Raw genomic sequence first — 26,866 nt, forward strand, 5'->3', positions numbered from 1 at the left:
GATCATGTGCGGGTCGCTCCCAACGTCTATTTGGTCGGATCGGGCGTGCAGGGCTGTTCGCTCACCCATGACCTCGACTGCAACTGCTGGCTCTTCGACACGGGCCAGGGCCTCGTCCTGTTCGACAGCGGCGCCGGCCTCGATGTCGATGCCATCCTCGCCCGGATGGAGGAGGATGGCCTGTCGCCCGAGGGGCTTGGCCACATCTTCCTCACTCATGCCCATGGCGATCATTCGGCGGGCGCCGCGGAGCTGAGGAAGCGCACCGGTTGCAAGGTCCTGTGCAGCAGGTCGACGGCGGAATTGCTGGAAGCCGGGGAGGCCGCCTTCAGCCTCGATGTCGCGAGGAAAGCGGGAGTCTATCCCGAGAATTTCACCTACAGCACGCCGGTCCCCGACGCGATCTTCTCAGATCGACAGGTGGAGCTTGTGGGTCGGCTGGCCATCGAGCCGATCGCGACGCCCGGCCATAGCCTCGATCACTTCTCTTTCCTCGTGCGCCAGCCGGGTCTTGCCGCACTCGTGACGGGAGATGCCATGCTTCATTCCGGCAGGATCATCTACCAGGGAACCTACGATTTCGACGTCCGCCAGTCGGCCGTCAGCATACGAAAACTGGGAGACCTGGATTTCGAGATGCTGTTGCCCGGCCACGGCTTCTTCGTGCGTCATGGCGGCCGGCGCCATGCCGCGGTCGCGATCGCCGATCTCGACCGGTTGAAGACGCCGCGACCGGTCGAGTTCGTGAATGTCTGACCAGGAAGGCGCGCATATGAGCAAATTCGAAAACAAGGTTGCCATCGTAACCGGTGGGGCGAGCGGAATTGGTGCTGCGGTGGCGCAGGCCTTCGCCGAGCAGGGCGCCCTCGTCGCCATTCTCGACATACGCACACCCGAGCAGCGGCAGCCGGCCGGCCGATTGCGCTTCTACAATTGCGACGTCTCGGATGAAGTTTCGGTCGAGGCGGCTTTCGACCGGGTCGCCGCGGAATGCGGGCCGATAGACATTCTCGTTCACTGTGCGGCGCGCCTTGGCGTTAGCGCTCCGTTCCACGAGGTCAGCTCGACGAACTGGCGCCAGTATATCGACGTCAATCTCACGGGTTCCTTCCTCGCCAGCCGTGCCGCCGCCTCGCGTATGGTGTCGAACCACACGAAGGGGCGGATTGTATTGATCGGTTCCGTCAATTCCTTCGCCTCGGAGCGCGAGGCGGCCCCCTATGCCAGCAGCAAGGGCGGCGTGCGCATGCTGACGCGTTCGGCGGCCGTCGACCTTGCCCCCTACGGCATCACGGTCAACATGATCGCGCCGGGGCCGATCGTCACGCCGCCTCTCAGGGAGAAGTTCGAGACCCCGGACCTGGATCGGATATTCAGTCGTGTGATGCCGGCCGGAAAGCCGGGCCTTCCCGCAGATATCGCATCGGCTGCCTTGTTTCTGGCTGCTCCGGAAAACGGTTTCGTCAGCGGCGTCGACCTCGTCGTTGACGGCGGGATGCTCGCACAAATCCTGAACTAGAACGACGCTCACCCTGAAGCAGGCGTGCTCGATGCGCCGCGAGTATGAGGAATGTCTCCATGACCTACGACGTCATCGTGGTTGGTGCCGGCTCGGCCGGCGCTGTCGTCGCCGCCCGCCTCAGTGAGGACCGGCATCGCCGGGTGCTGCTGCTGGAGGCCGGTCCCAGCTATCGAAGCGCTGAGCAGCCGCCCGAAATGGCGAGTGCCAACGTCTTCAACCTGATCCTGCCCGAGCAGTTTCAGAAGGCCTACATGTACGCCGACCTCATGGCGCGCCGCACCCACAGGCAGGATCATCGCATCTATTGGCGTGGCAAGGGCCTGGGCGGCTCGAGCGCGGTGAATGCCCAGATCGCGATACGCGGTGTCCTGTCTGCTTTTGACCGCTGGGCAGAGGCAGGGTGTGTGGGTTGGTCGGGGGCCGACGTCCTTCCCTTCTTCAACAAGCTCGAGGACGATCCGATCGAGGCGCCCTATCACGGAAAGGGCGGTCCGATCCCGATCTACCGCGCCCCCTTCGACAAATGGGGCCATGTCGACCTTGCCATGCGCGACAGCGCCCTGGCGCTTGGTCATGCCTGGCACGATGATCTGAACGCGCCCGAGGCGGAGGGCGTATGCACCTATGCCATCAACAGCCGCGACGGCCAGCGGGTCTCGGTCAATGACGGCTATCTCGAACCGGCGCGCGCACGCGAGAACCTCACCGTCATCGGGGAGGCGACGGTGGAGAAGGTCCTGTTCGAGGGCAGGACGGCCGTGGGCGTGCGGGCCCTCGTCGCGGGCGAGGTGACGGAGTTCAAGGCCCCGATGGTGGTGGTCTCCGCTGGTGCGATCCATTCGCCGGTCATCCTTCAGCGCTCGGGACTGGGCCCGGCTGCGCTGCTGCAGGCGCACGGCATTCCCGTCATTGCCGACCTGCCGGTCGGCGAGGGTTTCTTCGATCATCCCTACTGTCGCATCGAGCTTCATCTGCGACCCGAGTTCAAGGTCACCGACGTCGACGGCCGCCATACCAATTGCTGCATCAAGATGAGTTCCGGGATTCCAGGCGGCACGCCGCACGACATCCTTTTCAATGCCATGAATCACGGCGGCGTCGGCGTTCGCCCCGACAGTGCCCAATTCGGCGAGGCCATGGTCAACCTCATCCTGATGGAGGCGAAGAGCCGCGGCTCCGTGCGGCTTTCCTCCCCGAGGCTTCAGGACCAGCCGATCATCGAGGAGAACATGCTCGATCACCCGCTCGATCTCGAGCGCATGCGCCTGGCCTACCGCCATCTCGGCCGGATCGCCGGACAGGCCCCGCTCCGGCGCCTGACCGAGCGAATGACGCTGGCGGACACCGACCTGGCTCTTGACTGGCTCGATCAGGCGAGTGACGAGGAGGTCAACGACCTTCTCCTTGAGCACAGCTCCGATGCGCAGCATGGCCTTGGCGGTTGTTGCATGGGGCCGGACGGGGACAGGAATGCCGTGCTGGATCTTCGATGCCGCGTTCGCGACGTCGAAGGCCTGCTCGTCGTGGACGGTTCCGTCATGCCTCTCGATTGCCAGGCCAATACCAACCTGTCGATCATCATGATCGGTGAGAAGATCGCCGACGACATTCGCAGGTCCGCCTGATGCACGACCCAACCGCCAAGCATGATCACGATTTGGGCGAGCTGAATTTTGCAAGCGACAACATTTCCGGCGTTTCACCGGAAATCATGGCGGCACTCGTCGAGGCCAACAGCGGCAATGCCAGTTCCTACGGTTCGGATCCATGGACGGCGCGGCTCACGGCTCGCTTCCGCGACATCTTCGAAACGGATCTGGTCGTCCTGCCGGTTGCAACGGGCACTGCGGCGAACGCGCTGGCCCTGTCGGTGTTGACGCCGCCTTATTGCAGCACGTTGTGCGCCGATATCGCCCATATCAACACCGACGAACGTGGCGCGCCCGAATTCTTCACGGGTGGAGCGAAGTTGTGGGGGCTGCCCTCGCATGGTGGCAAGCTCACGGTGGAGGAACTCGATCGCATCGTGCGGCGAGCCAGAGCCGAAGGGTTCCAGACGGCGCAACCCAGCACCATAAGTCTGTCCCAGGCCACGGAATGGGGCCTCGTCTATAGCCTGAATGACATCGAGGAGATTGGTGAGTTCGCGAGGAGCCGCGACATGTTCGTGCACATGGATGGCGCTCGATTTGCCAACGCCCTGGTAACGCTCGGCTGCACCCCAGCGCAGATGACATGGAAGGCTGGTATCCACGCTCTTTCCTTTGGGGCGACCAAGAACGGAGCCATGGCAGCGGAGGCTGTCGTCCTGTTCGATACCGGCCGCGCCGGTGCCCTCGCCGCCATGCGCAAGCGATCCGGGCATCTGTGGTCGAAAAGCCGTTTCATCGGGGCCCAGCTCCTCGCCTATCTCGACAACGGCTTGTGGCTTCGAAACGCACGGCGTGCCAATGGCTTGGCCCAGGAAATTGCAGGAGCGCTGGCGGTCACGCCGGGTGTCGACCTGGTCGAGCCGGTGCAGGCAAACGAGGTTTTCGTTTACATGCCGGACGAACTTGCGTCTCAGTTGCAGGCAAAAGGCTTCGGCTTCGCAAAATGGACGCGCGGCGTTCAGGAAGACAGGGCTATCGTCCGATTTGTGGCTTCATTCTCCACCACGGGTGCCGCCGTCGATGCCCTGGTGAAGGCTTTGCGGTGACGGTGGGCACCGGACGTTTCCGATGGGCGCCGGGGCTAGCCGAACGGGTCTTGCCCGTTGATCCCAGCCTCCGGAATTAATAGAGGGAAACACACAAAAAAACCTCGATTTAAGTTCGAAATCGTCATTAAATTCCTCCACAACTCGACATGGCTCACGGAGGAGGATCGGCGGGTGCACGGCGTATCGGAAGACACCACCCGGTCCCTAAGTCTCAACGCCATGGCCAGGCTTCTGGCCCTGATCGCATCCGGAAGCGCCCGAACCCGCCTGGAACTCGTCGATGAAACCGGATGGAGCCGGTCGACGGTGACGGAACATCTGCAATCCTTGCTCCGGAACGAGTTTGTCGTCGAGCGCACGGAAACCCAGGCCGGCCGTGGCCGGCCGACCCGTCTGCTGCAGCTCAATCCTGCCTTTGCCCTCACCCTTGCCGCCGATGTCGGCGAAAAGCACACTCATCTGGCTGTTACCGACCTTAATGCGAACATTCTCGCCGAGGGCCGAGACATCCTCGACATCCACCACGGTCCCGAGCCGGCCCTGCGCTGGATCATGAGCGGGTTCGAAGGCCTTCTTCAATCGATTGGCAAGAGCTTTCGCGACGTCCTGGGGATCGGCCTGGGCCTTCCCGCCCAGATCGACTTCGACACCAGTCGCGTCGTGGCCCCCTCCGTGATGACGGGATGGGCCGACTTCGACATACAGTCCTGGTTCGCATCGCGCACCGCCGTGCCGGTCCTGGTGGAGAACGAGGTCAACCTCATGGCGATCTCGGAGCACCATCGCCATTGGCGAGATGTGCGACACCTCTTCTTCGTGAAGGCGGGCACCGGCATCGGCAGCGGTATCATTGCGGGCGGCCAGATCTACCGGGGTGTGCGGGGCGCCGCCGGCGAAATCGGACACATCCAGGTCGATTCCGTCGGCGGCCCTCTTTGCCGTTGCGGCAAGCTAGGTTGCCTTGAGGCCCGTGCATCGGGCTGGGCGATCGCCCGCGACCTGAGATCGATGGGTATACGGGCGGAAGGTGCTCGGGATATCGTGGAACTGGTGAGAAACGGCCGCCCCGAAGCGATTCAAGGTCTGCGGGAAGCTGGACGCATCCTCGGAAAGGTCATCGGCGACATCGGCTGCGTCCTCAACCCTGCCGCCATCATCGTCGGCGGAACCCTTTCTCGCGCCGACGAATATCTCATGACCGGCCTGAAGGAACTCCTGTATCAGCGATCCCTTCCCCTGGTCATGCGCGACTTGATCGTCGATACCGCCAAGGCCGATCTGGATACCTGTGTCCTGCTCGGTGCGGCACAGATGGTCGTCGCCACCCGGCTTGGGGACGAGTGCATCGGCGATACCGTCCGCCGTTTTCTTGCACCGGCCTAGGCCGGCGCCGTGCCGAAAGGCGACCGTACTTCCCAGAGTGTTTCATGGGTCGGTTGAAACGTCGCCGGTAAATCCCACGGCGTTTGCTGAATCACGCCCCTGAATGGCAGCGGCACATCGGCGATTTGGCTGGCATGAGCGATTCTTGGCCGGCATTTGATCACGATCAATGTGGGCCCGACACCGTGCACCTCTAATAGCCCCGGATTTTGTAGAATTTGATTGCCTTCGGAGCTGTGCGAACGATGGTTGTTCATGTCGCTATTTTTAAAGAGAGAGTACCGCACGAGGCGTGGGGGGCGATGGTTCCGGTCCTGGCACTGACGGCTGATACCGGGCGGGCGACCACATTTGCCGATGCCCAGCCTCCAGGTGCCACCTTTCCATCATCGACGTCAAATTCGCGAACCGTCCCGTAGCAGGCCCGAGTGCCCGGCCGTCTGAGCTGACTGGTCGTATGACCGCGCTGCCCGCAACCCGGTCATGGGTGGGCGAGATCCAGCAAATCGACGTGGTTGGACGTGAGCCGGGCAAAGGCTGTCCCGGCGTCCAGACCCCGCTCGTCGTCGAGGAAAACGGCCCGAGGGGCGTGCGCAACGCCCGGGCGGTCCCGACCCGGACCCGGTCCGTGAAAGATTCGGCCGCTGCGGCCTGCCGCGATGGCCCAAGGCAAGATGCATTCGAAAGGAGAATGACAAATGGCCTATCAGACGATCAATCCCTACACCGGCGAGATCCTTGCCAATTTCCCCGACGCGACTGACGACGAAGTGCGATCGGCGGTCGGCGGAGCTCACGAAACATTCCTGAAGTGGCGTGCGACATCCTTTGCCGAGCGTGGCGCGATTCTTCAGAAGGCGGCCGATATCCTGCGCCGTGATAGCGATGCCTATGCCAAGCTCCTCACGCTCGAGATGGGCAAGCTGTTCACCGAGGCAAAGGCCGAGGTCGAGCTGTCGGCAAAGATCTTCGAATATTATGTCCGCCATGCCGAGGAGTTGCTCAGGCCCGAGAAATTGCCGGTCCTGGACCCGGCGGAAGGCGATGCCATTCTCGTTCACGAGCCTCTCGGCGTCCTTCTGGCCATCGAACCCTGGAACTTTCCCTACTACCAGATCGCCCGTATCCTTGCTCCGCAACTCGCCGCGGGCAATACGCTTCTGCTCAAACACGCTTCGAACGTCCCCCAAAGCGCTGCTGCATTCGAGAAGCTCATGGCGGAAGCCGGCCTGCCCAGGGGGGCGTTCAGGAATCTCTATGCCACGCGCTCGCAGATCGAGTTGATCCTCAACGACGACCGGGTTCATGGCGTCGCTCTCACCGGTTCGGAGGGCGCGGGCTCGGTCGTTGCGGCACAGGCCGGCAAGGCGCTCAAGAAATCCACGATGGAGCTCGGAGGTGCAGACGCCTTCGTCGTATTGGCGGATGCCGATCTGGAGAAGACCACCAAGTGGGCGGTCTTCGGCCGTCACTGGAACGGTGGCCAGGTCTGCGTGTCCTCGAAGCGGATGATCATCGTCGATCCGATCTATGACGAATTTCTGAGCCGATATCGGAAGGGCGTTTCCGGCCTTGTCGCCGGCGACCCCTTCGATCCGAAGACGACGCTGGCCCCGCTGTCGTCCAAGGGGGCGGCTGATGAGGTAAAGGACAAGATCCGCGAAGCGGTGAAGCTCGGTGCCAGCGCCGAGGAAGTCGGGCCGCCGGTTCCCAACCAGGGCGCCTTCGTTCAGCCGACGATCCTGACCGGCGTCACCGAGGACAATCCCGTGCGCTATTGGGAATTCTTTGGCCCGGTGTCTATGCTCTTCCGGGCGAGGGATGAGAACGATGCCGTGCGTATCGCAAATGATTCTCCCTTCGGCTTGGGCGGGTCCGTCTTCACCTCAGACCCGGTTCATGGCAGGGAAGTCGCCAAGCGAATCTCGACCGGCATGGTCTTCGTCAACCATCCAACCAAGGTTGAGGCGGACTTGCCGTTCGGCGGCATCCGCCGCTCCGGCTACGGCCGCGAATTGCTCGGCCTCGGCCTCAAGGAATTCGTCAATCACAAGCTGATCGACGTCGTCGATATCGACGCGCATTTCTAAACCGACCAGGCGGGGCGCATACTGCGCCCCACTTTCGGCCGGGCGCGCGCGGCATCAAGCGAGCTGCGCGACCTGCCCGTTCCGCGGTCTGGCCTTCTTATGCCGCAGCCGAAAGACACGCATCGGCAAGCGGTACCTGAGCAATTTCGCCTGTTTCCACGATGCTTGTGTCGAAGCGATTGCGCCTGCCGCACGTCCCGCATATCGCTCCCGTCTCGAGCGCCGCGACAAGAAATCACCTTACAAGCTGACCCGATGCGGGATCCTCGTCGATCCTGGCAGATCCGGAATGCCCCTACGTCCGCCGACGATTGGGCGGCCGGCTTCAGAAAGGTCGGCCGTTATATTTAAGTATGAAATCAGACATATTTATATTTTTTAAAGTAGAAATTCGGTCTGAAATGTGTAGCATCGACCCAGCCCTTCACCTCTTGCCGCAGCGGCGGTTCGCAGGTGACAGGCGCGCATGGTGAAGCGGTTCGAAGTGCCTGGGCGACCAGGTCACGGAGGCCGCCAGGTTGACTTCTGTGCAGAAAATCAGGGCAACACCAAAGGAGGAAGACGTGCGGATCGGGTTGCGGTATTCACATGTTCGAATGGTCGGCGCGCTCGCGGCGCTTGCGGCCATGGTTCCGGCACTCGCGCAGGCCGAGGACAAGAAGTTCCTCATCGGCATTGTCGAGCTTCAGCTCGCCAATCCCTTCTTCGACAAGCTCGAGAAGGCGGCGGTCGACCAGGCCAAGAAGCATGGCTTGGACGTCATGACGGCCGAAGCAAACACGGCGGGCGATTCGGCCACGCAAATCGCTGCGATCGAGAATATGATCAACCGGGGCGTGAAGGGCATCGTGCTCGACCCTGCGAATGCGACGGCCCTGGTCCCTCTCGTCAAGAAGGCGCGCGATGCGGGCATCGTCGTCGTCACGACGAATACCTCGCTGGAGCCGATGACGGCCGCCGACGCGACTTTCGAGACCGACAATCTGGCAGCCGGCGTGCTCATCGGGCAGTGGGCGAAGGCCGCGCTCGCAAGCGAGCCTGCCCATATCGCGATGCTCGACTACGATCTGTCGGACAAGACCGCGAAGGCTCGCCATGACGGCTTTCTGAAGGGGTTCGGCATTGCGGACAGCGACAGCAAGATCGCCGGTACCGCCCTGACGATGGGCAATGCCGAAACCGGCCAGACAGCGATGGAAAATCTGCTTTCGGCCCATCCCGACATCAACGTGATCTACACCATCAACGAGCCGGCGGCGCAGGGTGCCTTCTTCGCAATCAAACAGGCGAAGAAGAAGGTCCTCGTCACCTCGATCGACGGCAGCTGCGCAGGTGTGCGCAGCGTCGCGGATGGCACGATTGGGGCAACCGTCATGCAGTTCCCCGATCGAATGGGCAGGATGGCGGTCGATGCCGTAGTGAAGGCCGTCAACCAGGGCGACAAGCCAAGCGGCTTCACAAATACCGGCACGGTTCTCATTACGGACCACCCCGTGGCCGGCATCGAATCCAAGGACTCCAAATGGGGGCTTGAGAACTGCTGGGGCGACTAGGATGCCGGAAATCCAGGACCTCCAGGGACAGGCGGCAAGGAACCCGAATGAAGGAGCTGTGGCCGAGGCCGCAGCTCCCAACCCAAACGACCAGGGCCTTGTCAGGCGTCTGTTCTCCTACCCCATAACGGGGCCGTTGTTCGCGCTCGTCGTCATTTTCGTCGGCTTCAGTATCGGCACGCCGACATTCATGAACCCCGGAAACATGTCGCTGATCGCCCAGCAATCCGTGGTGATCGGCACCTTGGCGCTTGGACAGACGCTGATCATACTCGTCTCGGGCATCGATCTGGCGGATGGCGCCATCATGGTGCTCGGCATGGTCGTGGCGGGAAGCTATGCCATGCATGGCGATCCCCTCATCGCGCTCGGCCTGGGGCTGGCCGTGTGCGTCGCGGGGGCGGCCGTCAACGGCCTCGTCGTCACGAGGTTTCGCCTGCCGCCTTTCATCGCGACCCTCGGCCTGTTCACCATCATCGCCGCCGGAGCGCGGCTCTACACCCAGTCGCGCAGCTATCCGATTTCATCGGACCTGCTCTCCTGGCTGGGATCGGGGCCCGACATCGGCCCGGTGACCGTCACCTACGGCACCTTCGCATGGGTCCTGCTGACCTTGGTGCTGGGCTATGCTCTCAACGAAACGGCCTGGGGCGTGCGTGTCTATGCCATCGGAAATTCGCCCAACGCCGCAAGACTGAATGGCGTCAATGTCCGTGGCGTCGTGTTCGGCGTCTATACGCTTGCCGGCCTCTTCTATGCCTTCGCCGCCTGGCAGGCCCTGGGCCGCACCCCCATCGCCGACCCGAGTGGATACCAGCTGGCCAATCTCGACAGCATCACGGCCGTGGTGATCGGCGGCACCAGCCTGTTCGGAGGCCGGGGCGGCGTGGCGGGAACCTTCATCGGCACCCTCATCGTCGTTGCCCTCAAGAACGGCCTGACCCAAGCGGGCATCGACTCCCTCTACCAGCAGATCGCGACCGGTGCGCTGGTCATGCTGGCCGTAGGGGTCGACCAGTATCTCGGCCGGGGGCAGCGGACATGACGGCGCCATTGGTGATGCAGGCGACCGGCTTGAAGAAGGCCTATGGGGGCGTCGTCGCGATAGCAGGCGCCGAGTTCGAACTCGCAAAGGGCGAGATCCTCGCCGTGGTCGGTGACAACGGCGCAGGCAAGTCGAGCCTGATCAAGGCCCTGACAGGTGCCGTCATCCCGGATGCAGGCCAGATCTTCCTGGATGGGGAGCCCGTCAGTTTCGGCTCGCCCTTGAACGCCCGCCTGGCCGGCATCGAGACGGTCTACCAGGAACTGGCCGTCGCGACCCAGCTGAACATTGCCCAGAACATGTTCCTGGGCAGGGAATTGCGAAGGCCAGGGGTTGCCGGATCGCTGTTCCGGCGCCTCGACAAGAAGAAAATGCGCGAACAGGCCGCCGAGCACATGCGCAGCCTCGGGGTGCGCATCCAGTCCATCACACAGGCGGTGGAGACGCTCTCCGGCGGGCAGCGCCAGGCCGTGGCCGTGGCTCGCGCTGCCGCCTGGGGCCGGAAGGTCGTCATCCTGGACGAGCCGACGGCGGCGCTCGGGGTGCGCGAGACACGGCAGGTGCTCGACCTCATTCTCCGGGTGCGGGATTACGGCCTGTCGGTCGTCCTGATCAGCCACTCGATGCCCGAGGTCTTCGAAATCGCGGATCGCATCCATATTCATCGCCTGGGTCGCCGGGCTGCGATCGTAAGCCCTCGGGCCGCGTCGATGAGCGATGTCGTGGCCGTCATGACGGGCGCCCTCAAATCGAACGCACTGCCATCGGCGGTGATCTCCTCCTCGCCTGCTTCCTCATAACCCCAAGGCTTCTGACAATGACAATTCTGGACAAGTTTTCTTTGCGTGGGAAAGTCGCCTTGGTCACGGGTGGCAATCGCAGCATCGGCAAGGCGATCGCCCTGGGTTTTGCGGATGCGGGCGCTTCGGTGGCGATCGTGGCGCGCGATGAAAAGCGCAATCAGGAGGCGCTCGCCGAAATCCGAGCCCGGACGTCTGCACCGGCGATCGCCGTCCGGGCCGACGTCGTCGATCGCGACAATCTGGAGCAGGTGCTGGCAACCGTCACGGAGCAGCTTGGGCCCATCGACGTGCTGGTCAACAATGCGGGGATCGGCTTTCACGCAGATGCCCTCACCTTGCCCGACGATGATTGGAAGCGCCTGTTCGACCTCAACCTCGAGGCGGTGTGGAAGGCCAGTCAGATCGTCGGGCGCCAGATGGCGTCTCGCGGGACCGGCGCCATCATCAATATCGGCTCGATCTCCGGCGAGATCGTCAATCGACCGCAGTGGCATTCGCCCTACGGCATTTCCAAGGCTGCCGTTCACCATCTGACCAAGTCACTGGCGGCGGAGTGGGCGTCCAAAGGCATCCGGGTGAATGCGATCGCCCCTGGATATGTGAAGACCGAAATCGCAAGCACCGAGTACGAGGAATACAGCCACTACTGGCGGGACGAAGTGCCGATGCAGCGCTACGCCAGTCCCGACGAAATAGCCCCCGTCGCTCTCCTGCTCGCGAGCGAGGCGGGGTCCTTCATCACCGGATCGGTCGTCGTCGTGGACGGCGGCTATACGCTCTGGTAGGCCCCCGCCCCGGCGTGGGCCCCTGTTCGTCTTGGCGAGGAGCAAGCCCGCCGATCCTCCCCGCAAAGCGGGCTCCCTGTCGCCTCCCGCCACGCCGGAAAGGCGTGGCGGGACCTTCCCCCTACGCGATGGTCGCCAGACAAGACCTCGCATGCCCTTGACGGAACCTTCTGCGATCTGCCGGATCAAGCACCGAAACGGGGTTCCGGCACGCCCTTGATGCCGAGATCATGGATGGCGAATACGCTGCCGCGCAGGACCCCGTCCCCCGGAAAGCGCGGCAGGGGGGGCCTGGCCATCGAGGTCACATAGAGGATGTCGAGGTTCGGTCCACCGAACATCACGCTCGTGACCTTCTTCACCGGCATCTCGATGACGCGATCGACCGAGCCGTCAGGGGCGTAGCGGGTAAGCTTGCCGTCATAGACGAGGGCGTTCCACACAAAGCCCTCCGCGTCCACGGTCGAGCCGTCGGCGGCGCCCCCATTGGAACGATCGACCTTGACGAAGGTGCGCCGGTTGGAGACGCTCCCTGTTTCGAGATCATAGTCATAGGCCCAGATCTCGCCCGACCATGTGTCGGCGAAATAGAAGATGCGGCCGTCCGGGCTCCAGCAGGGCCCGTTGGAGCAGATGATATTGGAATCGAGCTTGGTGACCTTGAAATCCGTGGAGAGCGAATAGAGCGCGCCGCTGGGCCCCTCTTCCATCGTGTCCATCGAGCCGGCGACGAAGCGTCCCTTCTTGTCGACCTTGCCATCGTTGATGCGGTTGTTGGGAAGACCGGGTTCGGGATCGTGGATCAGTTCGACGTCCCCGGTCTTGAAGTCGAGAAGGTGAAAGCCGCGCTGCAGGGAGACCACGGCGCCGCCACCGTCCTTGCGCAGGGCCATCGAACCGATCTTCTGCGGCACGTCCCAGGCCCGGAGTTCGCGACCGTCGGCAGTGGCGCGAAAGACGCGGCCGTCGAAACTGTCTATCCAATAGAGGCGCTGCTGGTCCACGTCCCAGAGCGGCCCTTCCCCCAGCGTGGTCTTGACGTCCAGCAAGACTTCTATGCGCATGATCCGTACTCCCTGTCTCAGCCTGCAAAACGAGGTTCGGGGACACCACGCACGCCCAGGCCGTAGACGGCGAAAAGCATGCCGGCCTCGCCTTCGCGTGGCGGCACGCCCGCGATCGGCCGCGCCATCGAGGTGACATAGGCTACATCGAGGTCGGGGCCTCCGAACATGATCGAAGTGGCGCTTTCGACCGGCAACCCGACGACGCGGTCGAGCTTGCCGTCCGGATCGAAGCGCAGCAGCCGACCCCGATAGACCTCGCAGCTCCAGATGAAGCCTTGGGAATCGACGGTGGCTCCGTCGGGGTAACCCGGAAATCCGAGCGCGGCGAAATCCACGAAGACACGCCGATTGGAGACGTCGCCAGTCGCGGTGTCGTAGTCATAGGCGTAGATCAGCCTGCGGGTCGTGTCGGCGAAATAGAGCGTACGCCCGTCGAGGCTCCAGCAGGGGCCGTTGGAACAGATGATGTCGCGGTCCAGTTCGCTCACGCGCCCGCCTGGATCGAGCCTGTAGAGGCGGCAAAGCGGATCCGCTTCACCCTCGTCCATGGAACCGGCGACGAAACGGCCCTGTCGGTCGACCTTGCCGTCGTTGATCCGGGTGCGCGGATCGGTCGGTCCGACACCGGCAAAGGGCATCACGTCGCCTGTCTTGAAATCCAGCGCATGGAAGCCCGAACGCAGGGAACATATCGCGCCCCCGCCGCGGCGCAGCGCAATCGAACCGACCCTCTCCGGCAGAGCCCAGCGGGTGCGTCCTCCCGCGGGCTCGAGCCGGAATACGGCCGGGGCAAAGGAATCGATCCAATAGAGAGATTGCTCCTCGACGTCCCAGAGCGGTCCCTCGCCCAATTGGTCCCGATCGGCATTGACGACTTCGATCCGCAGCATGCCTTCTTCCTCCGCACCGGTCTTTCGGCTCAGAAATTCACCTGGTGTCCGCCCTTGAGGGAGAGCATCTCGCGCGCTTCGTCCGGGGTTGCGACCTCCAGTCCCAGCCCTTCGACGATCTGGCGCGCGCGAACGACCTGCTCGGCATTGGTCCGGGCAAGGCGGCCCGGGCCGTTCCAAAGCGAATCCTCCAGGCCGACGCGGATGTTGCCGCCCATGGCCGCCGACATTGCCGCGATCTTGAACTGGTTGCGCCCGGCTCCCAGCACCGACCAGCGATACTGGTCGCCGAACAGCCGGTCGGCGGTGCGCTTCATGTGCATGACATCCTCGGGATGGCCGCCGATGCCGCCCTGGAGACCGAAAACGGTCTGTATGAAGAGCGGAGGCTTCACGAGGCCGCGGTCGAGGAAGTATTTGAGGTTGTAGAGGTGCGCGGTATCGTAGCACTCGAACTCGAAACGCGTGTCATTTCCCGCACAGGTGGTCAGGATGTATTCGATCTGGCCGAACGTGTTGCGGAAGATGATGTCCTTGTTGGCGAGATAGGTCCGCTCCCACTCGTGCTTGAGGTCGTTGAAGCGATCGAGCATGCCGAACAGGCCGAAATTCATCGAACCGAGATTGAGGGAAGCCACTTCCGGCGCAAAGGTTGCCGCCGGTCTCACGCGCTCCTCGATGGTCATGGTCGGAGCGCCTCCCGTCGTGAGGTTGATCACGCAGTTGGAGCGCTGCTTGATGACCGGGAGGAACTTGGAGAAGGCCTCTGGCGTCTGGTCCGGTTCACCGGTGACGGGATTGCGTGCGTGAAGATGCACGATGGCCGCGCCCGCCTCGGCCGCGCCCACCGCGGCATCGGCGATCTCCTCCGGCGTCACGGGAAGAAAGGGCGACATAGACGGCGTGTGAATGGCGCCCGTGACCGCGCAGGTAATGATGACTTTGTGATTGGCCATGAAATATTCCCTAGTTCCCGATATCCTTGGCCGCCTGCCGCTTGTGGGCGAGCAGGGCCATCAGCCTTCGATCCCGCCACATCTGGCGGGCGACCAGGTCTTCTCGCGGTAGCAACGCGCTCCGGTCCTGCTCGATCTGGTCCATGACCGGACCGGACCAGTCGACCCGCCGCTGCGTCGACGGGAAAATGCCCGAATAGATGCCTTGGTAACGCTCGGCATAGTCGCGCACGCCGGCCGGAGCGTTCAGATCGATGGTCTCGAACGGCCCCATGAAGGACCAGCGCAGCGCCAGGCCGTCGCGCAGGCCGGTGTCGATGTCCTCCACGCCGGCGATCCCGTCAGCCACCAGGCGAAACGCCTCCTCAAGCAGCGCACCCTGCATCCTGTTCATGATGAAGCCGTCTATCTCGCGTTTCATCACCAGGGGCGCCTGGCCGCAGCCGCGCATGAAATCCGCCGCCTTTGCCACGGTCTCGGCGGAAGTCCAGGGCGACGGGCATACTTCGACCGCGGGAATGAGATAGGGCGGGTTGATGGGATGGCAGACCAGGCAGCGCGAGCGGCCCGGCAGATGCTCGACGAAGGCCGAAGGCAGGATGGCCGAGGTCGAACTCGCCAGCACTGCCCCGGCCGGCGCGTGGCGATCGAGTTCGGCAAATAGCGTGCGCTTCAGCTCGACCTTTTCCGGCGCATTCTCCTGGACATGGTCGACACCGGCAAGGACCTCCGCCAGATCGGGGACGACCCTCATCCGTTCTTGGACCTCCGCGGGTTTGGCGCCCCCGAGCAGGTCGTTGGCTTCCAGGTCGGGCAGGACCTGCCCGATGAACTCGAGCGCCCTGGGCAAGGCGGCGGGATCGGCGTCCCATAGCGCGACTTCATGGCCGGCCCGGGCGAAGGTGATGGCCCAGGCGCGGCCGATGAACCCGGATCCGATAATGGCTGTCTTCATATCAGTCTGCCTCGATGATCGATCGCGCGGGTCCCGGCCGGCTCAAAGGGATTCGACATTGCCGTCGACGCCGAGCGACTGGCCGGAAATATTGTTGCCGCCCGGCGACAGCAGGAACAGGACCATGGCGGCGACATCTTCCGGCGGCGTCATCCGCCGCAGGGAGATGCGATCGACATATTCCTTCTCCATCTGCGCATAGGGCACGCCGACCTGAGCCGCCCTGTCGCGGATCACACCTTCCATGCGCGGGCCCTGGATGATGCCCGGCAGGATGGCATTGACGCGTATGCCGGAAGGCCCGAGCTCCTTGGCGAGGCTCTGGGTAAAGCCGATCACGCCCCACTTCGCTGCCGAATAGGGCGTGCGGAACGCATAGCCGAAGCGCCCGGCCGCGGAGGACAGGTTGATGATCGACCCCTCCCCCGCCTGCTTGAGCAAGGGCACTCCGTAATGGGCGCAGAGGAACTGGCCGGTGAGGCACACATCGATGGTACGGCGCCAATCGGCAGGCGCAATCTCCTCGACACCGCCCGTCGGTCCCGCGATGCCCGCATTGTTGACGAGTGCATCGAGGCCTCCCAGCGTGGTCGAGACATCCTGGAACAGGCTGGAGACAGCACTGTCTTCGGACACGTCGCAGATGCTGGCACCATGGCCGGGATGAGCGGTGCGGAAGCCGGCGAGGTGTTCCTGCGACACGTCGCACACATGCACCCTCGCACCATTTTCGATCAGGAGATCGGCGATGGAGCGCCCGATACCCGACGCGCCGGCGGTCACCAATACGCGCAAGCCTGGTTTGAGAGTGATGCCGGCCATGAGATAGTTCCTTGAATGTTGAATCTACGCGTTTTTTTCACGCAGGGTGATGACGGCGGAAAGCACGACGGCGCCGTAGAGGATGGCGCGGGTGGCATAGGGAAGCGTGGTGCCGGCCAGGAGCGTCTGCAGGGCGGTGAGGAGCAGCACGCCGCCTATCATGCCGACATAGCGGCCACGACCGCCGGTGATCAGCGCGCCGCCCACCACGACGACAGCGATCGAGGGCAAGAGATATTCATCCCCCATGCCCAGGCTCGCCTGGCCTGAAAAGCCCGAGAGGAGGCATCCCACCAGTGCAGCGCAAAAACCCGAGAGCATGTAGACCCTGACGATGGTCGCGCCGACGGGAACGCCGGAAAGCTGCGCCGCCCTGACGCCGTTGCCGATGGCGTAGACGCGCCGCCCGAAGGCGGTGCGGCCGAGCAGGACCGTGGCGATGACGATGAAGGCCAGGACGAGGAAGACGACGGGCGTGATGCCCATCACCTGGCCGGTCATGACCCAGCGTAGCGCGGGAGCCGAGAAACCATCGGGGGTGCCGCCGGAATAGACGAGGGCGGCGCCCTGCAGGATACCGTTCATGGCCAGCGTCATGACGATGGGGGAAATGCCCAGCGCCACGATGCCGATGCCGTTGATCAGGCCCACGCCGGTGCCGATCGCCAGGGCCAGCGGCACGGCGTAGATCATCGCGGTGTCGGACCCCTTCATCAGGCCTGCGCTTACGATGCCGCAGAAGGCGATCGTCCAGGGTAGCGAGAGGTCGAGGCCGCCGGTGAGGATCACGGCGCCCTGGCCCAGCGCAAGGATCGCAAGGAAGCTCGCCAGCACGATGAGGGAGTTGTAGTAGGCCCAGGACAGGATCGTGTTGCCGAGCAGGAGTTGCGTGGCCACCAGCACGATGACGAAGCAGACGAAGGCGGGCAGGACGGTCCGCAGATCCTCGGACTTGCGGCTGAGCCAGGGCGGCCGCTGGAAGGATGGGGGCGACGTCGGCAGGGCGAGGCGCCGTTCGCTCAGGGCGAGCTGGCGCGGCAGCCGCCCCTGGCGCTTCGCGGCAAGACGGTGCGCGAGGGTGCGCAGGCTGACGGCCAGAACCGAAGAGCGCGCGAATGATGCACCGAGCACGGCCAGGATCAGGATCGATCCCTCGACCACCGAGGAGTAGAACGCCGGCACGTTCAGGACGAGCAGGACGTTGACCACCATCATCAATACGTAGGCCCCGAAGATGGTGCCCACCGGCCCGCCGCGCCCTCCACCGAGCAAGGTGCCGCCAACGACGACGGCCGCGAACATCTGCAGCAGCATGGGGTTGCCGACCAGCGGATCTCCCGAACCCGTCTGCGCGCTGATGAACAGGCCGGCCAGGCCGTACAGCCCGCCCGCAAGGACGTAGACCAGGAACTCGCTGAGGCGGGTGTTGAGCCCGGCGGCGCGTACCGCTTCCCGGTCCGATCCGATCGCATAGATCGCCTTGCCGAAGACCGTGTTCTTGAGGAGAAGCCACGCGACGACGAGGAGAAACAGCAGCAGCACCGGGCCGGGAAGCAGGTCGGGAATGGCATCCGACACGAAGAATGCACTGAAGCCGCCCGGAAGCTGCCCGCCGGGCTTGTCCATCACCAGCAGGGTCACACCCTGCAGGATGAACATGGTGGCGAGGGTGACGACGATCGGCTGCAGCCGCAGGACCGCGATGAAGAAGCCGTTGAAGGCGCCCGTCGCGGCGCCGATCGCGATGCCGGCGCAGGACCACAGCAGGATGCTGGACGGATCGTCCTGCATCTGGCTTGCGAGCGTCACGTTGACGAGCGAGATCACCGCCGCCGCCGATAGGTCAAAGCCGCCCGAAAGCACCACGATGGTCTGGCCTATCGCAGCAATGGCGAGGGTGGCGCCGCCCGTGGATATGGTGGAGATGTCGTAATAGCCGAGCGAGCCGCTGACGAGACGGATCAGTCCCAGGCATACCAGGAAGGCGGCGACCGCAATCAGGGGGCCGCGATTGCGCGACCACAGCAGGCGCATGCGGCGCGTGGGGGTGGCTTGCATGGGCAGTTCGGCATGAGCGGCACTCATTGGAGCTCCAGGACGTTGGGGCCGCTGCCCAGGGTGGCCCGCAGGATCGCATCTTCGCAGATGCCCTCTCCCTGCAGGTCGGCCGCGACGCGCCCCCGGTAGAGCACGAGGACACGATGGGACAGATGGTCGAGCTCTGCGATCTCGGTCGAATGGAAGAGCACGGCGCCGCCGGCGGCGGCGTATTGCTGGATCAGCGCGTAGATTTCATGCTTGGTGCCGACGTCGATGCCACGCGTCGGATCGAACAGCAGCAGCACCCGGCTCTGGGCGAACAGCCACTTGGCGATGGCGATCTTCTGCTGATTACCGCCGGAGAAGGCCTTCACGCTCGTCCAGAGAGCCCGCATCTGAACGTTGAGGCGGCCGAATACCCGCGCGACGTCCGCTTCCTCGCGCGCCTCGTCGATCAGGCCGAAACGGCAATATCGATCGATGACGGGCAGCGAGACGTTGCGCTGGCCATCGAGCTTGAGGAACAGCGCCTCGGTCTTGCGATCCTCCGGCACCAGGCTGATGCCGATGCGTGCCTCGACCGCGTCGCGCGGGGACGTGAAGGCGACGGGCATGCCGTCCACGCGGATCTCACCGCGATATTCCTCGATGCCGAACAGCGCTGAGAAGAGCTCCAGCTGCCCCATGCCCTGCAGTCCCGCAATGCCCAGGATCTCGCCGCTCCGGAGGTCGAAGGAAACATCCTCGAGCCGCTTGTCGGTCGCCAGGTGCGAGGTTGAAAGGACCGGATCGCCGCTGAGGGCGGGTACAGGCGCCTTGGGAGGGAAGGAACGGCCCAGTTCGCGCCCGGCGATCATGCCGATCAGGTCTTCGTCCGCGACGTCGGCAAGGCTCGCGGTGGAGATCTTCCTGCCGTTGCGCAGAACGGTGACGCGGTCGCAGAAGGCACGCACTTCGCGCATGCGGTGAGAAATGAAGACGGTTGTCACGCCGTTGCCCTTCTGGCCCTCGATCAGTTCGCCGAGCCAGTCGATGTCGCGACCCGACAGGGTGGAGGTCGGTTCGTCGAGGAGAAGGATCCTGGGCCGGCGGAACAGCGCGCGGGCGATCTCGATCTTCTGCCGTTCGTTGAGATCGAGGTCGCGCAGATCCGCATCGAGGTCGATGGTGCGAAGGCCGAGTGTCTCCAGATGATCCGCCACGCTCGCCCTCGCCCGGCCGCGACGGATCTGGCCCAGGAGCGTCGGCGGGTAGGGAAGCAGCATGTTGTCCAGCACCGTCAGGTCCTTCACCATGGTGAGTTCCTGGAAGGCGGTCTGGATGCCGCGCGCGTGGGCGATGCGGGGGCTGGTGAGGCTTACGGCCTCGTCGAAGATGGTGAAGGCGCCCGAAGTCGGCAGGATCAGGCCGGAGAGCAGCTTGACCAGCGTGGACTTGCCCGCGCCGTTCTCGCCGAGGAGGGCGTGCGTCTCGCCGACGTGAATGTCGAAGGAGACGTCGTCCACTGCGACGGTTGGGCCGAATGCCTTACGGACATTGGCCGCGGCCACGGCGACTGGCGGCGGCGCCGTGGCTTTGGACGCATGCATTTCGAGCGGCGCAGGTGTCATGAGAACCAGCTTCCTGAGGCAATCGGTACCGCGATTTCATGGCGAGCCCGCGAGGTGGCGGGCTCGCCCATCGCTCAGTTTTCAGGCTGGCCGACGAGAGCGGCGGAGAGGCCGAGTTCCGGTGTTTCCTCAGAGAAGATCGAGGCGAACCAGCCGGGATTGGAGACGAGCGAAGGCTTGAAGGCATTGCAGCCCGCCTTCATCTCTTGCCACGTGCCTTCCTGGCAGAGCTTGATGGTCTCGTTGGTGACGAGCGGCAGGGGCAGAGTCGTATGCTTGGGGATGTCCTTGCCGTCGAGCTTCTGGACCGCGAGCTTCAAAGCCAGGCCGCCGGAATAGGGAGGCGAGGCGTATGAGATACGCGGAGCAGCCATCGGCATGTATGTACCGTTGGCGCCTTCGACCTCGGTTCCCTTCGGCAGCATCTGGACGCGTCCGCCGTTCGATCCCTCACCCGCACAAGGCTTGAGCTTGTCCTGGGTGATGCCGGCCTCGATCTCCATCGTATTGGCGGTATAGCAGCCGACCTGCATCCACAGGCCGTCGATCTCGTCCCATTTGCGAGTGGCGAGAATCTTGGAAAGCTCCGTACGCGCCACCGCCTGGCTCCACATGCCGACGGCTTCGTTGATGATCTTGATGCCGGGGTACTTGGCGAACACGTCCTTGGCGGCCTTGGTGCGAAGCGTGTCGACGGAGGTGCCGGGAACGCCGGTAATGGCGACGATATTGCCCTTGCCGTTGAGCTTCTTGGCGAGCCATTCGGCGGTCACGCGGCCGGCTTCGGTCTGGTCGATGGTAACGTTGTATGCGCAGGGCTCGGAGATCTCCGCGTCATAGGCGATGACGACGACGCCCTTGTCGCAGGCATTCTTGACCGCCGCATTGAGGGCCGTGGGCGAGATCGGATAGACCACAATCGCTTTCGCGCCGGCCTGCACCATGGCGTTGATCTGCTGGATCTGGCGCTGGGCGTTGGGACCGGAGACCTGCACCTGCAGATCGACCTTGTCCACCATGTCCTTGCTGGCGGCCATGGCCTTGACCATGTTCGCGGCCTCGCCCTGCCAGTCATTGCCGATATAGCTCATCGACAGGTAGATCTTGTACTTGGCCTCGGCATGCGCCCCCATGAGGCCCGTCGCGAGTAGTCCGGCGCCCAACAGGGCAGAAATCCGCTTCCACACTCTCATCATCTCCTCCCATGTCTGCCCGCTCGTTGTGGCGGTGCAGTTCGGCCTTCCCGGCCGTCTGCTCTTCAGGTACTTTTGATCATAGATCGAAGATCATATATCATGCAAGAGCGAGAGTGGCCCTTCCTCGCGATCGGAAATCGCCTTACAAGGCGGAATGATGCGGGCCGCAGGTTCGTGGTGCGGAGGAAGCATGAGTGAAGTGAGGATCCGGGCTCCCCTCTCGGTCGTCCGCGTTCAACGGGCCACCATGCAGGAGGACGTATACCGGCAGGCCAAGGAGCTGATCCTGAACGGCGAGCTTGCGCCGGGACAGTCCATTACCATCCAGTGGCTGGCCGATGCGTTCGGCGTCAGCACCATGCCGGTGCGTGAGGCGATCCTGCGCCTCACGGCCGAGAAGGCATTGACCGTGGTGGCCGGTCGCAGCCTGGGTATTCCCCATCTCTCACGCGAACGTCTTGCCGACCTGACCCGGACGCGGCTTGAGATCGAAGCGCTCGCCGTCTCGTGGGCCACCCCAAATCTTCAGCCCAAAACGCTGGAGAGGCTGGAGGAACTGACCGTCGAAATGAATAATATCAAGCGCGACAAGAAGGGACGGCACGTCTATCTGCGCGCCAACCGCGAGTTCCATTTTGCCATCTACCAGGCAAGCGGCTCGGATACCCTGTTCAGCATCATCGAAAGTCTGTGGCTGCAGGTGAGCCCCTATTTCAACCTGCTGCAGGAGCGCGGCAACTTCATAGTCTCGAACCAGCATCACCATGTCCTGGTCGATGCCCTCAAGCTTCGCGACAGCGAGGCTGCGACCCGCGCTCTTCATGCCGACATCGCCGATGCGGCCGCCGTCCTCGAATCGATCGTCGAATGAAGCCTGCCTTTGGCCTCAGGACGCCTTGAGGATGCGGAAGCCGTCGACTTCCTTGACGAGGGGCAGATGCGCCCAGCGGTCGTTGTCGTGCATCATGATCAGCCGGGAGTGATCGCCCGCGATCTCCTCGTTGATGCGGTCCATGGTCTCCAACTGCTTCCAGATACTGCCTATGCCGTTGTTGAGCGGCGCATAGACGCCATCATGCTTGTGACCTGACAGGTTCAGCCGGGAATAGATGCAATCGCCCGCCGCGACCAGGCGCCCGCGGGCCGTCTCGACGATGACGAATTGCTGGCCGAGCGTGTGGCCCTCGCCCAGCCGGACGTGAATGCCGGGCAGGATGTTGTCCTTGTCGCCGTCGACCAGCATCAGCCGATGCTCCACCGCGGCATCGAAGGCCGAGCGCATGTCGTCGGGGTTGATGATGGCGGTCAGGAAGCCATATTGCGGCGGCAGCGCCATCGCCTCGTTCCAGGACAGCCATTCGCGTTTCTGCATGAAGATCCGCGCCTTGGTGAAGGCCGAGATCGAGCCCATATGGTCGAAATGGGCGTGGCTGAGCACGATGTCGGTAACCTCGTCCGCCTTGACCCCGAGTTCCTCCAGCATGCGCACCGGCGAAATCCAATAGGGGATGCCGAACTTCTTCGAGAAGTCGGCGCCGCTTCCTTCGTTGAGGAAGCCGGTGTCGATCAGCACGTTCCTCCCGCCGCTCTGTGCCAGCACGAAGCCGAAGGGCAGGTCGAGCACCTTCGACGGCGGCGCTCCGTTGACAAGGTCGATCAGCGGCTGGTCCTTCGACCGCGCGAATTCGATGACGTAGATCTCCCAGTGATCGGACATCGTCAGCTCCTAGGGCGTCTTGTGTTTTGACGGAATCGGCAAAACGCAAAGACGCGTCGAAAAACAAAGAGCTAGAGCAAAGCGGCGTTTCTGCCTAAACGCGCTTTGCTCTAGCGCTGCGAGAGGATGCGGCCGAGGCTCGAAAGGCCGACGGCGATGATGAGAATGGCGCCCTGGAAGATGTATTGCGAATAGGTCGGGGCACCGAAGATGTTGAGGCCGTTGAAGCCGAAGGCGATGATCAGCGCCCCGATGAAGGTCCCGAAGACATGGAATTCACCGTCGCGCAGCGTCGCCGAGCCGAGGAACACGGCGGCAAAGGCAGTCAGGAGATAGGGATCGGCCGCACTGGTCGTGCCGCTTCCCAGCCGTGAGGCAAGCAGGATGCCTGTCAGGGCGGCGCACATTCCCGAGACGACGAAGCCCAGGATCTTGATGCGGTCGACATTGATGCCGGCAAGTCGCGCCGCAGAAGGGTTGCCGCCGACGGCCTGGATTTCCTGGCCGAGTGCGGTGCGTTCCACCAGCAGCCAGAGAGCCCCGAGCACGACCACCATGATGACGATGTTGTTGGGTATGCCGAAGAGCCATCGGCCGAGCGACACCTGCAGGAAGGCTTCCGGCACGCCGGCGGTGATCGGTACGCCGGCAGAATAGGCAAAGGACAGTCCCGTCAGGATCGTCCCCACACCCAGCGTGGCGATCACCGAATTGACCTTCACTTTCGTGACGATCAGGCCGTTGACGAGGCCGATCATGCCGCCCAGCAGGACCACGATCAGGATCGCCACGGCAATCGGCAGCTTGCTGGAGACGATCAGGCCAGTCACCAGCACGCCGTGCAGCGAGGCGGCGAAGCCGATCGACAGGTCGAGCTCGCCGACGATGACGGCCAGCGTCAGCCCGCCGGCGATGATCATGGCGAGCGACGTCTGGTTCAGCACATTGGTGAAGTTATAGATCGTCGGGAAGGCACGCGGCGAAAGCAGGGAGAAGGCGGCGATCATCAGAAGCAGGCCGATGATCGTGGCATACCGTGCGAACAGGCCGAGCGCACGCTTGGCGCCGGGTGACAATCCGCGGGCCGGGGATCCGGTGATGTCGCTCATGGTCGGTTCCTTTCCGAGCCCTCGAAGGCATAGCTCGCCTCGACGACGGCATTGCGTGTGATGGTTGCCCCGGTGAGTTCGCGCACGAGCCGGCCTTCTGCCATCACCAGGACGCGGTCGCACAGATCGGGGAGCTCGTCCGGTTCCGAGGAAACGACGACGACGGCCATGCCGCGCGCGGCGAGATCGCGTATGAGACGGTGGATGTCGGCGCGGGCGCCGATGTCCACGCCGCGTGTGGGTTCGTCGAGAATCAGCACTTTCGGCTGCCTGAGCAGCCAGCGGCCGATCACCACCTTCTGCTGGTTGCCACCGGAAAGCAGGCCGACCGGCGTCTCGATCGAAGAGGTCTTGACCGAAAGATCGCGCACGATCCGCGCTGAAAGCGCTTCGCGGCGCCGATAGTCTATCAGCGGCAGCGCCGGGCTGCGGACGATGTTGATGAGGTTGGCGAGCTGCAGGTTGAAGGCCACGCTCTTCGTCAGGAGCAGGCCGTCGGCGCGGCGCTCCTCCGGCACGAGTCCGAGCCCGGCCTTCACGGCCTCGGCCGGAGTCCTGGGCCTAAATACCCGGCTTTCCAGGGTCATCGCGCCGCTGTCCGGTTGGTCTGCGCCGTAGATCAGCCGCATCAATTCGGTGCGGCCGGCGCCGACGAGGCCGCCTATGCCTAGTACCTCGCCGCGGTAGAGATCGAAGGAAACGTCCTTCACCTTCGGCAGCCGCGTCAGGCCTCTGACCGAAAGCGCAACCTCCCTGCGGTCATAGTTCTTGTCGTGGACCAGGGGCTCGACGGCGGCCCCGACGATCGCCTCGACCAGCCGGGGGCGGGTCAGATCCTGCTTTTCGATGACGGCCACGGACTGGCCGTCACGGAATACGGTCACGCGGGCGCACAGACGAAGGATCTCGTCCAGCCGGTGCGAGACATACAGGATCGCCACGCCGGAATCGCGCAGATCCTCGATGATCCGGAAGAGCTTTTCGCTTTCGGCGGCGGAAAGAGAAGCGGTCGGCTCGTCCATGACGATCAGCCGCGCCTTGCGCATCAGCGCCCGGCAGATGTTGATCAGCCAGTTCTCGGCCGTCGACAGGTCCTTCACTTTGGCATTCAGCGGCGCGGTGATGCCGACGCGGCGCGCGACCGGCCCGACATCGCCGGCGATGGCCTTCCAGTCGACCATGCCGAACCGCGTCTTCTTCGGCAGGCCGAGCATGATGTTCTCCAGCACCGTCATGCTGGGGACGAAGGCCAGTTCCTGGTGGATGAAGTTCATGCCCAGGTCGGTGGCCTGCGCCGGGGTCGGGATGGCCACGGAATCGCCGTCGATCAGGACGTCGCCGGCATCGGCCTGCGCGAGCCCGGCAAGGATGCGGATCAGCGTCGACTTGCCCGCTCCGTTGGCGCCGACCAGGCCATGCACCTCGCCGGCTCGCAAGGTCAACGACACGCCCTTCAGCGCCTTGGCGCCGCCATAGGCCTTGCGGATGTCACGGGCAACGAGGAAGGGAGGCGCGGTCGCCGCCTCTTTCTCCCGATTTGACGCAAGCATGCTTCGTTCCGATCCCTGTCCGGCCTACTGAACCGCATCCGGATGCTGCTTCACGAAGTCGTCAACCGTCTCCTTGGTGATCAGCACGGCGGGAACTTCGACAGCCTTGGGCTGCCAGCCGGCCTTCTTGGTGTCGGCCAGGAGCTTGACCATATTGTAGCCCTCGGCGAAGCTGTCTTCCCATGCCGTGGCCGTCATGTGGCCGTTTCGGATGTTCTCGATCGCCTGGGCATTGCCGTTGACCCCGTAGACCAGTACGTCATCGCGCCCCTGGGACCGCAACGAGCCGATCGCTCCGATGGCGGGATCGTCCCAGCAGCCCCAGATCGCCAGCTTGCCGTCTCCGGGAGGATGGGATGCGAGCCAGGCATTGGCATATTGCGCGCCGTCCTCGAAATAGCCCGGAATGCGAACCTCGTTCTTGGTGACCTTGATGTCGGGATATTTCTCCAGCATCTTGTCCATGAGCGCCTCGCGATTGCGGCAGACTTCGCCGGTGCGATAGGTTAGCGCCAGCAATTCGCCCTTGCCTCCGAAATCATCGATCATCTTCTGAATGACCGGCTCGGCGATCGGCGCGCCGGAACCGTTGGTGGCGGCCACCGTGAGGCCGAGCCCGCCGCCCCAGGTGACGACCGGGATATTGGCCTGCTTGGCCGCATCGAGGCCGGCGCCGATGGAGGAGGCCGGAAAAACCAGGTCCACGATCCCGAAGGCGCCGCGCTGGGCAAAATTCTGTATCGCGGCATTGGCCTGGTCGGCGCTGCCGGCCGCGTCGACCACGGAAACCTCGTAACCCAGTTCCTCTGCGGCCTTCTTGGCGCCGTTGATGTAGCGAACGTTGTTGGCTTCCGTCGCGGCGATGGACACAAGGCCGATCAGCGGCTTGTCGGCGGCGCGCGCCGGCAGTGCGGCGGCAGTCGCCAGCGCGAACAAGAGACCGAATTTGACCAGCTTCATAGTTCCCCTCCCGTTTTTAAGATTGCCGTTGTTTGGCGAACAACAGCTAACCGTTTCGCTAGCATTCTTGATTTCTGTGTGCCGCGCAAGCCATTTTTGGAATTCTGGTAGA

The 26,866-nt window shown here is 63.7% G+C and carries 24 protein-coding genes; 11 read left to right on the top strand and 13 right to left on the bottom strand.

What is annotated here, in order from left to right:
* Window positions 1–6 precede the first annotated feature (6 nt).
* The 5 genes from AC6H34_RS31740 to AC6H34_RS31760 all read left to right on the top strand — a co-directional run bounded on the left by AC6H34_RS31740 (window position 7) and on the right by AC6H34_RS31760 (window position 5,606).
* Window positions 7–756, top strand: a complete 750-nt coding sequence (locus AC6H34_RS31740) for an MBL fold metallo-hydrolase (protein WP_497541656.1) — start codon at window positions 7–9, stop codon at window positions 754–756.
* 16 nt (window positions 757–772) lie between these two features.
* Window positions 773–1,519, top strand: coding sequence for an SDR family NAD(P)-dependent oxidoreductase (locus tag AC6H34_RS31745; protein ID WP_497541657.1), 747 nt, complete (start codon window positions 773–775; stop codon window positions 1,517–1,519).
* 59 nt (window positions 1,520–1,578) lie between these two features.
* Window positions 1,579–3,147: a GMC family oxidoreductase gene (locus tag AC6H34_RS31750; protein WP_497541658.1), complete on the top strand. Its 1,569-nt coding sequence runs from the start codon at window positions 1,579–1,581 to the stop codon at window positions 3,145–3,147.
* Complete coding sequence (locus AC6H34_RS31755; RefSeq protein ID WP_497541659.1) at window positions 3,147–4,220, top strand: threonine aldolase family protein; 1,074 nt, start codon at window positions 3,147–3,149, stop codon at window positions 4,218–4,220. Before AC6H34_RS31750 ends, AC6H34_RS31755 begins: the two co-directional genes overlap by 1 nt.
* Window positions 4,221–4,394: 174 nt before the next feature.
* Window positions 4,395–5,606 carry an ROK family protein gene (locus AC6H34_RS31760; RefSeq protein WP_497541660.1) on the top strand — a complete coding sequence of 404 codons (1,212 nt, stop codon included), beginning with the start codon at window positions 4,395–4,397 and terminating at the stop codon, window positions 5,604–5,606.
* On the opposite strand, the gene AC6H34_RS31765 is transcribed toward AC6H34_RS31760, so the two are convergent.
* Window positions 5,603–5,863 carry a hypothetical protein gene (locus AC6H34_RS31765; RefSeq protein ID WP_497541661.1) on the bottom strand — a complete coding sequence of 87 codons (261 nt, stop codon included), beginning with the start codon at window positions 5,861–5,863 and terminating at the stop codon, window positions 5,603–5,605. The genes AC6H34_RS31760 and AC6H34_RS31765 overlap by 4 nt on opposite strands.
* Before the next feature lie 441 nt (window positions 5,864–6,304).
* On the opposite strand from AC6H34_RS31765, the gene AC6H34_RS31770 reads away from it, so the two are divergent.
* The 5 genes from AC6H34_RS31770 to AC6H34_RS31790 all read left to right on the top strand — a co-directional run bounded on the left by AC6H34_RS31770 (window position 6,305) and on the right by AC6H34_RS31790 (window position 11,882).
* On the top strand, window positions 6,305–7,696 hold the full coding sequence (locus tag AC6H34_RS31770) for an NAD-dependent succinate-semialdehyde dehydrogenase (protein ID WP_497541662.1): 1,392 nt from the start codon (window positions 6,305–6,307) through the stop codon (window positions 7,694–7,696).
* A gap of 563 nt (window positions 7,697–8,259) precedes the next feature.
* Window positions 8,260–9,249 carry a substrate-binding domain-containing protein gene (locus AC6H34_RS31775; protein WP_497541663.1) on the top strand — a complete coding sequence of 330 codons (990 nt, stop codon included), beginning with the start codon at window positions 8,260–8,262 and terminating at the stop codon, window positions 9,247–9,249.
* 1 nt (window position 9,250) lies between these two features.
* Window positions 9,251–10,294: an ABC transporter permease gene (locus AC6H34_RS31780; RefSeq protein ID WP_497541664.1), complete on the top strand. Its 1,044-nt coding sequence runs from the start codon at window positions 9,251–9,253 to the stop codon at window positions 10,292–10,294.
* Window positions 10,291–11,094: an ATP-binding cassette domain-containing protein gene (locus AC6H34_RS31785; RefSeq protein ID WP_497541665.1), complete on the top strand. Its 804-nt coding sequence runs from the start codon at window positions 10,291–10,293 to the stop codon at window positions 11,092–11,094. The genes AC6H34_RS31780 and AC6H34_RS31785 overlap by 4 nt, the downstream gene beginning before the upstream one ends.
* Window positions 11,095–11,111: 17 nt before the next feature.
* Window positions 11,112–11,882, top strand: a complete 771-nt coding sequence (locus tag AC6H34_RS31790) for an SDR family NAD(P)-dependent oxidoreductase (protein ID WP_497541666.1) — start codon at window positions 11,112–11,114, stop codon at window positions 11,880–11,882.
* Window positions 11,883–12,067: 185 nt separating this feature from the next.
* On the opposite strand, the gene AC6H34_RS31795 is transcribed toward AC6H34_RS31790, so the two are convergent.
* The 8 genes from AC6H34_RS31795 to AC6H34_RS31830 all read right to left on the bottom strand — a co-directional run bounded on the left by AC6H34_RS31795 (window position 12,068) and on the right by AC6H34_RS31830 (window position 21,355).
* Window positions 12,068–12,946: an SMP-30/gluconolactonase/LRE family protein gene (locus tag AC6H34_RS31795; RefSeq protein ID WP_497541667.1), complete on the bottom strand. Its 879-nt coding sequence runs from the start codon at window positions 12,944–12,946 to the stop codon at window positions 12,068–12,070.
* 17 nt (window positions 12,947–12,963) lie between these two features.
* A complete protein-coding gene (locus tag AC6H34_RS31800; protein WP_497541884.1) occupies window positions 12,964–13,836 on the bottom strand; it encodes an SMP-30/gluconolactonase/LRE family protein in 873 nt (290 codons plus the stop codon).
* A gap of 32 nt (window positions 13,837–13,868) precedes the next feature.
* Complete coding sequence (kce, locus tag AC6H34_RS31805) at window positions 13,869–14,795, bottom strand: 3,5-dioxohexanoate:acetyl-CoA acetone transferase (protein WP_497541668.1); 927 nt, start codon at window positions 14,793–14,795, stop codon at window positions 13,869–13,871.
* Between the two features lie 10 nt (window positions 14,796–14,805).
* Window positions 14,806–15,750 (bottom strand): 3-hydroxyacyl-CoA dehydrogenase, encoded by a 945-nt coding sequence (locus tag AC6H34_RS31810; protein ID WP_497541669.1) that lies wholly within the window; start codon window positions 15,748–15,750, stop codon window positions 14,806–14,808.
* 42 nt (window positions 15,751–15,792) lie between these two features.
* On the bottom strand, window positions 15,793–16,572 hold the full coding sequence (locus AC6H34_RS31815; RefSeq protein ID WP_497541670.1) for an SDR family oxidoreductase: 780 nt from the start codon (window positions 16,570–16,572) through the stop codon (window positions 15,793–15,795).
* A gap of 24 nt (window positions 16,573–16,596) precedes the next feature.
* On the bottom strand, window positions 16,597–18,657 hold the full coding sequence (locus AC6H34_RS31820) for an ABC transporter permease (RefSeq protein ID WP_497541671.1): 2,061 nt from the start codon (window positions 18,655–18,657) through the stop codon (window positions 16,597–16,599).
* Window positions 18,654–20,222 (bottom strand): sugar ABC transporter ATP-binding protein, encoded by a 1,569-nt coding sequence (locus AC6H34_RS31825; protein ID WP_497541672.1) that lies wholly within the window; start codon window positions 20,220–20,222, stop codon window positions 18,654–18,656. The genes AC6H34_RS31820 and AC6H34_RS31825 overlap by 4 nt, the downstream gene beginning before the upstream one ends.
* Window positions 20,223–20,296: 74 nt before the next feature.
* Complete coding sequence (locus AC6H34_RS31830) at window positions 20,297–21,355, bottom strand: sugar ABC transporter substrate-binding protein (protein ID WP_497541885.1); 1,059 nt, start codon at window positions 21,353–21,355, stop codon at window positions 20,297–20,299.
* A gap of 253 nt (window positions 21,356–21,608) precedes the next feature.
* Here AC6H34_RS31830 and AC6H34_RS31835 point away from each other — a divergent pair, with 253 nt between their 5' ends.
* Window positions 21,609–22,289: a GntR family transcriptional regulator gene (locus AC6H34_RS31835; RefSeq protein WP_497541673.1), complete on the top strand. Its 681-nt coding sequence runs from the start codon at window positions 21,609–21,611 to the stop codon at window positions 22,287–22,289.
* Window positions 22,290–22,304: 15 nt separating this feature from the next.
* Here the strand turns inward: AC6H34_RS31835 and AC6H34_RS31840 are convergent, their stop codons facing one another.
* The 4 genes from AC6H34_RS31840 to AC6H34_RS31855 all read right to left on the bottom strand — a co-directional run bounded on the left by AC6H34_RS31840 (window position 22,305) and on the right by AC6H34_RS31855 (window position 26,754).
* Entirely contained in the window at window positions 22,305–23,135 is an 831-nt protein-coding gene (locus AC6H34_RS31840; protein WP_497541674.1) for an N-acyl homoserine lactonase family protein, read from the bottom strand.
* A 110-nt stretch (window positions 23,136–23,245) separates the two neighbouring features.
* Complete coding sequence (locus tag AC6H34_RS31845) at window positions 23,246–24,244, bottom strand: ABC transporter permease (RefSeq protein WP_497541675.1); 999 nt, start codon at window positions 24,242–24,244, stop codon at window positions 23,246–23,248.
* Complete coding sequence (locus AC6H34_RS31850) at window positions 24,241–25,794, bottom strand: sugar ABC transporter ATP-binding protein (protein WP_497541676.1); 1,554 nt, start codon at window positions 25,792–25,794, stop codon at window positions 24,241–24,243. The genes AC6H34_RS31845 and AC6H34_RS31850 overlap by 4 nt, the downstream gene beginning before the upstream one ends.
* Window positions 25,795–25,818: 24 nt before the next feature.
* Window positions 25,819–26,754, bottom strand: a complete 936-nt coding sequence (locus tag AC6H34_RS31855) for a sugar ABC transporter substrate-binding protein (RefSeq protein ID WP_497541677.1) — start codon at window positions 26,752–26,754, stop codon at window positions 25,819–25,821.
* Window positions 26,755–26,866: the final 112 nt, after the last annotated feature.

It is taken from the genome of Labrys sp. ALF-8 (assembly GCF_059699065.1).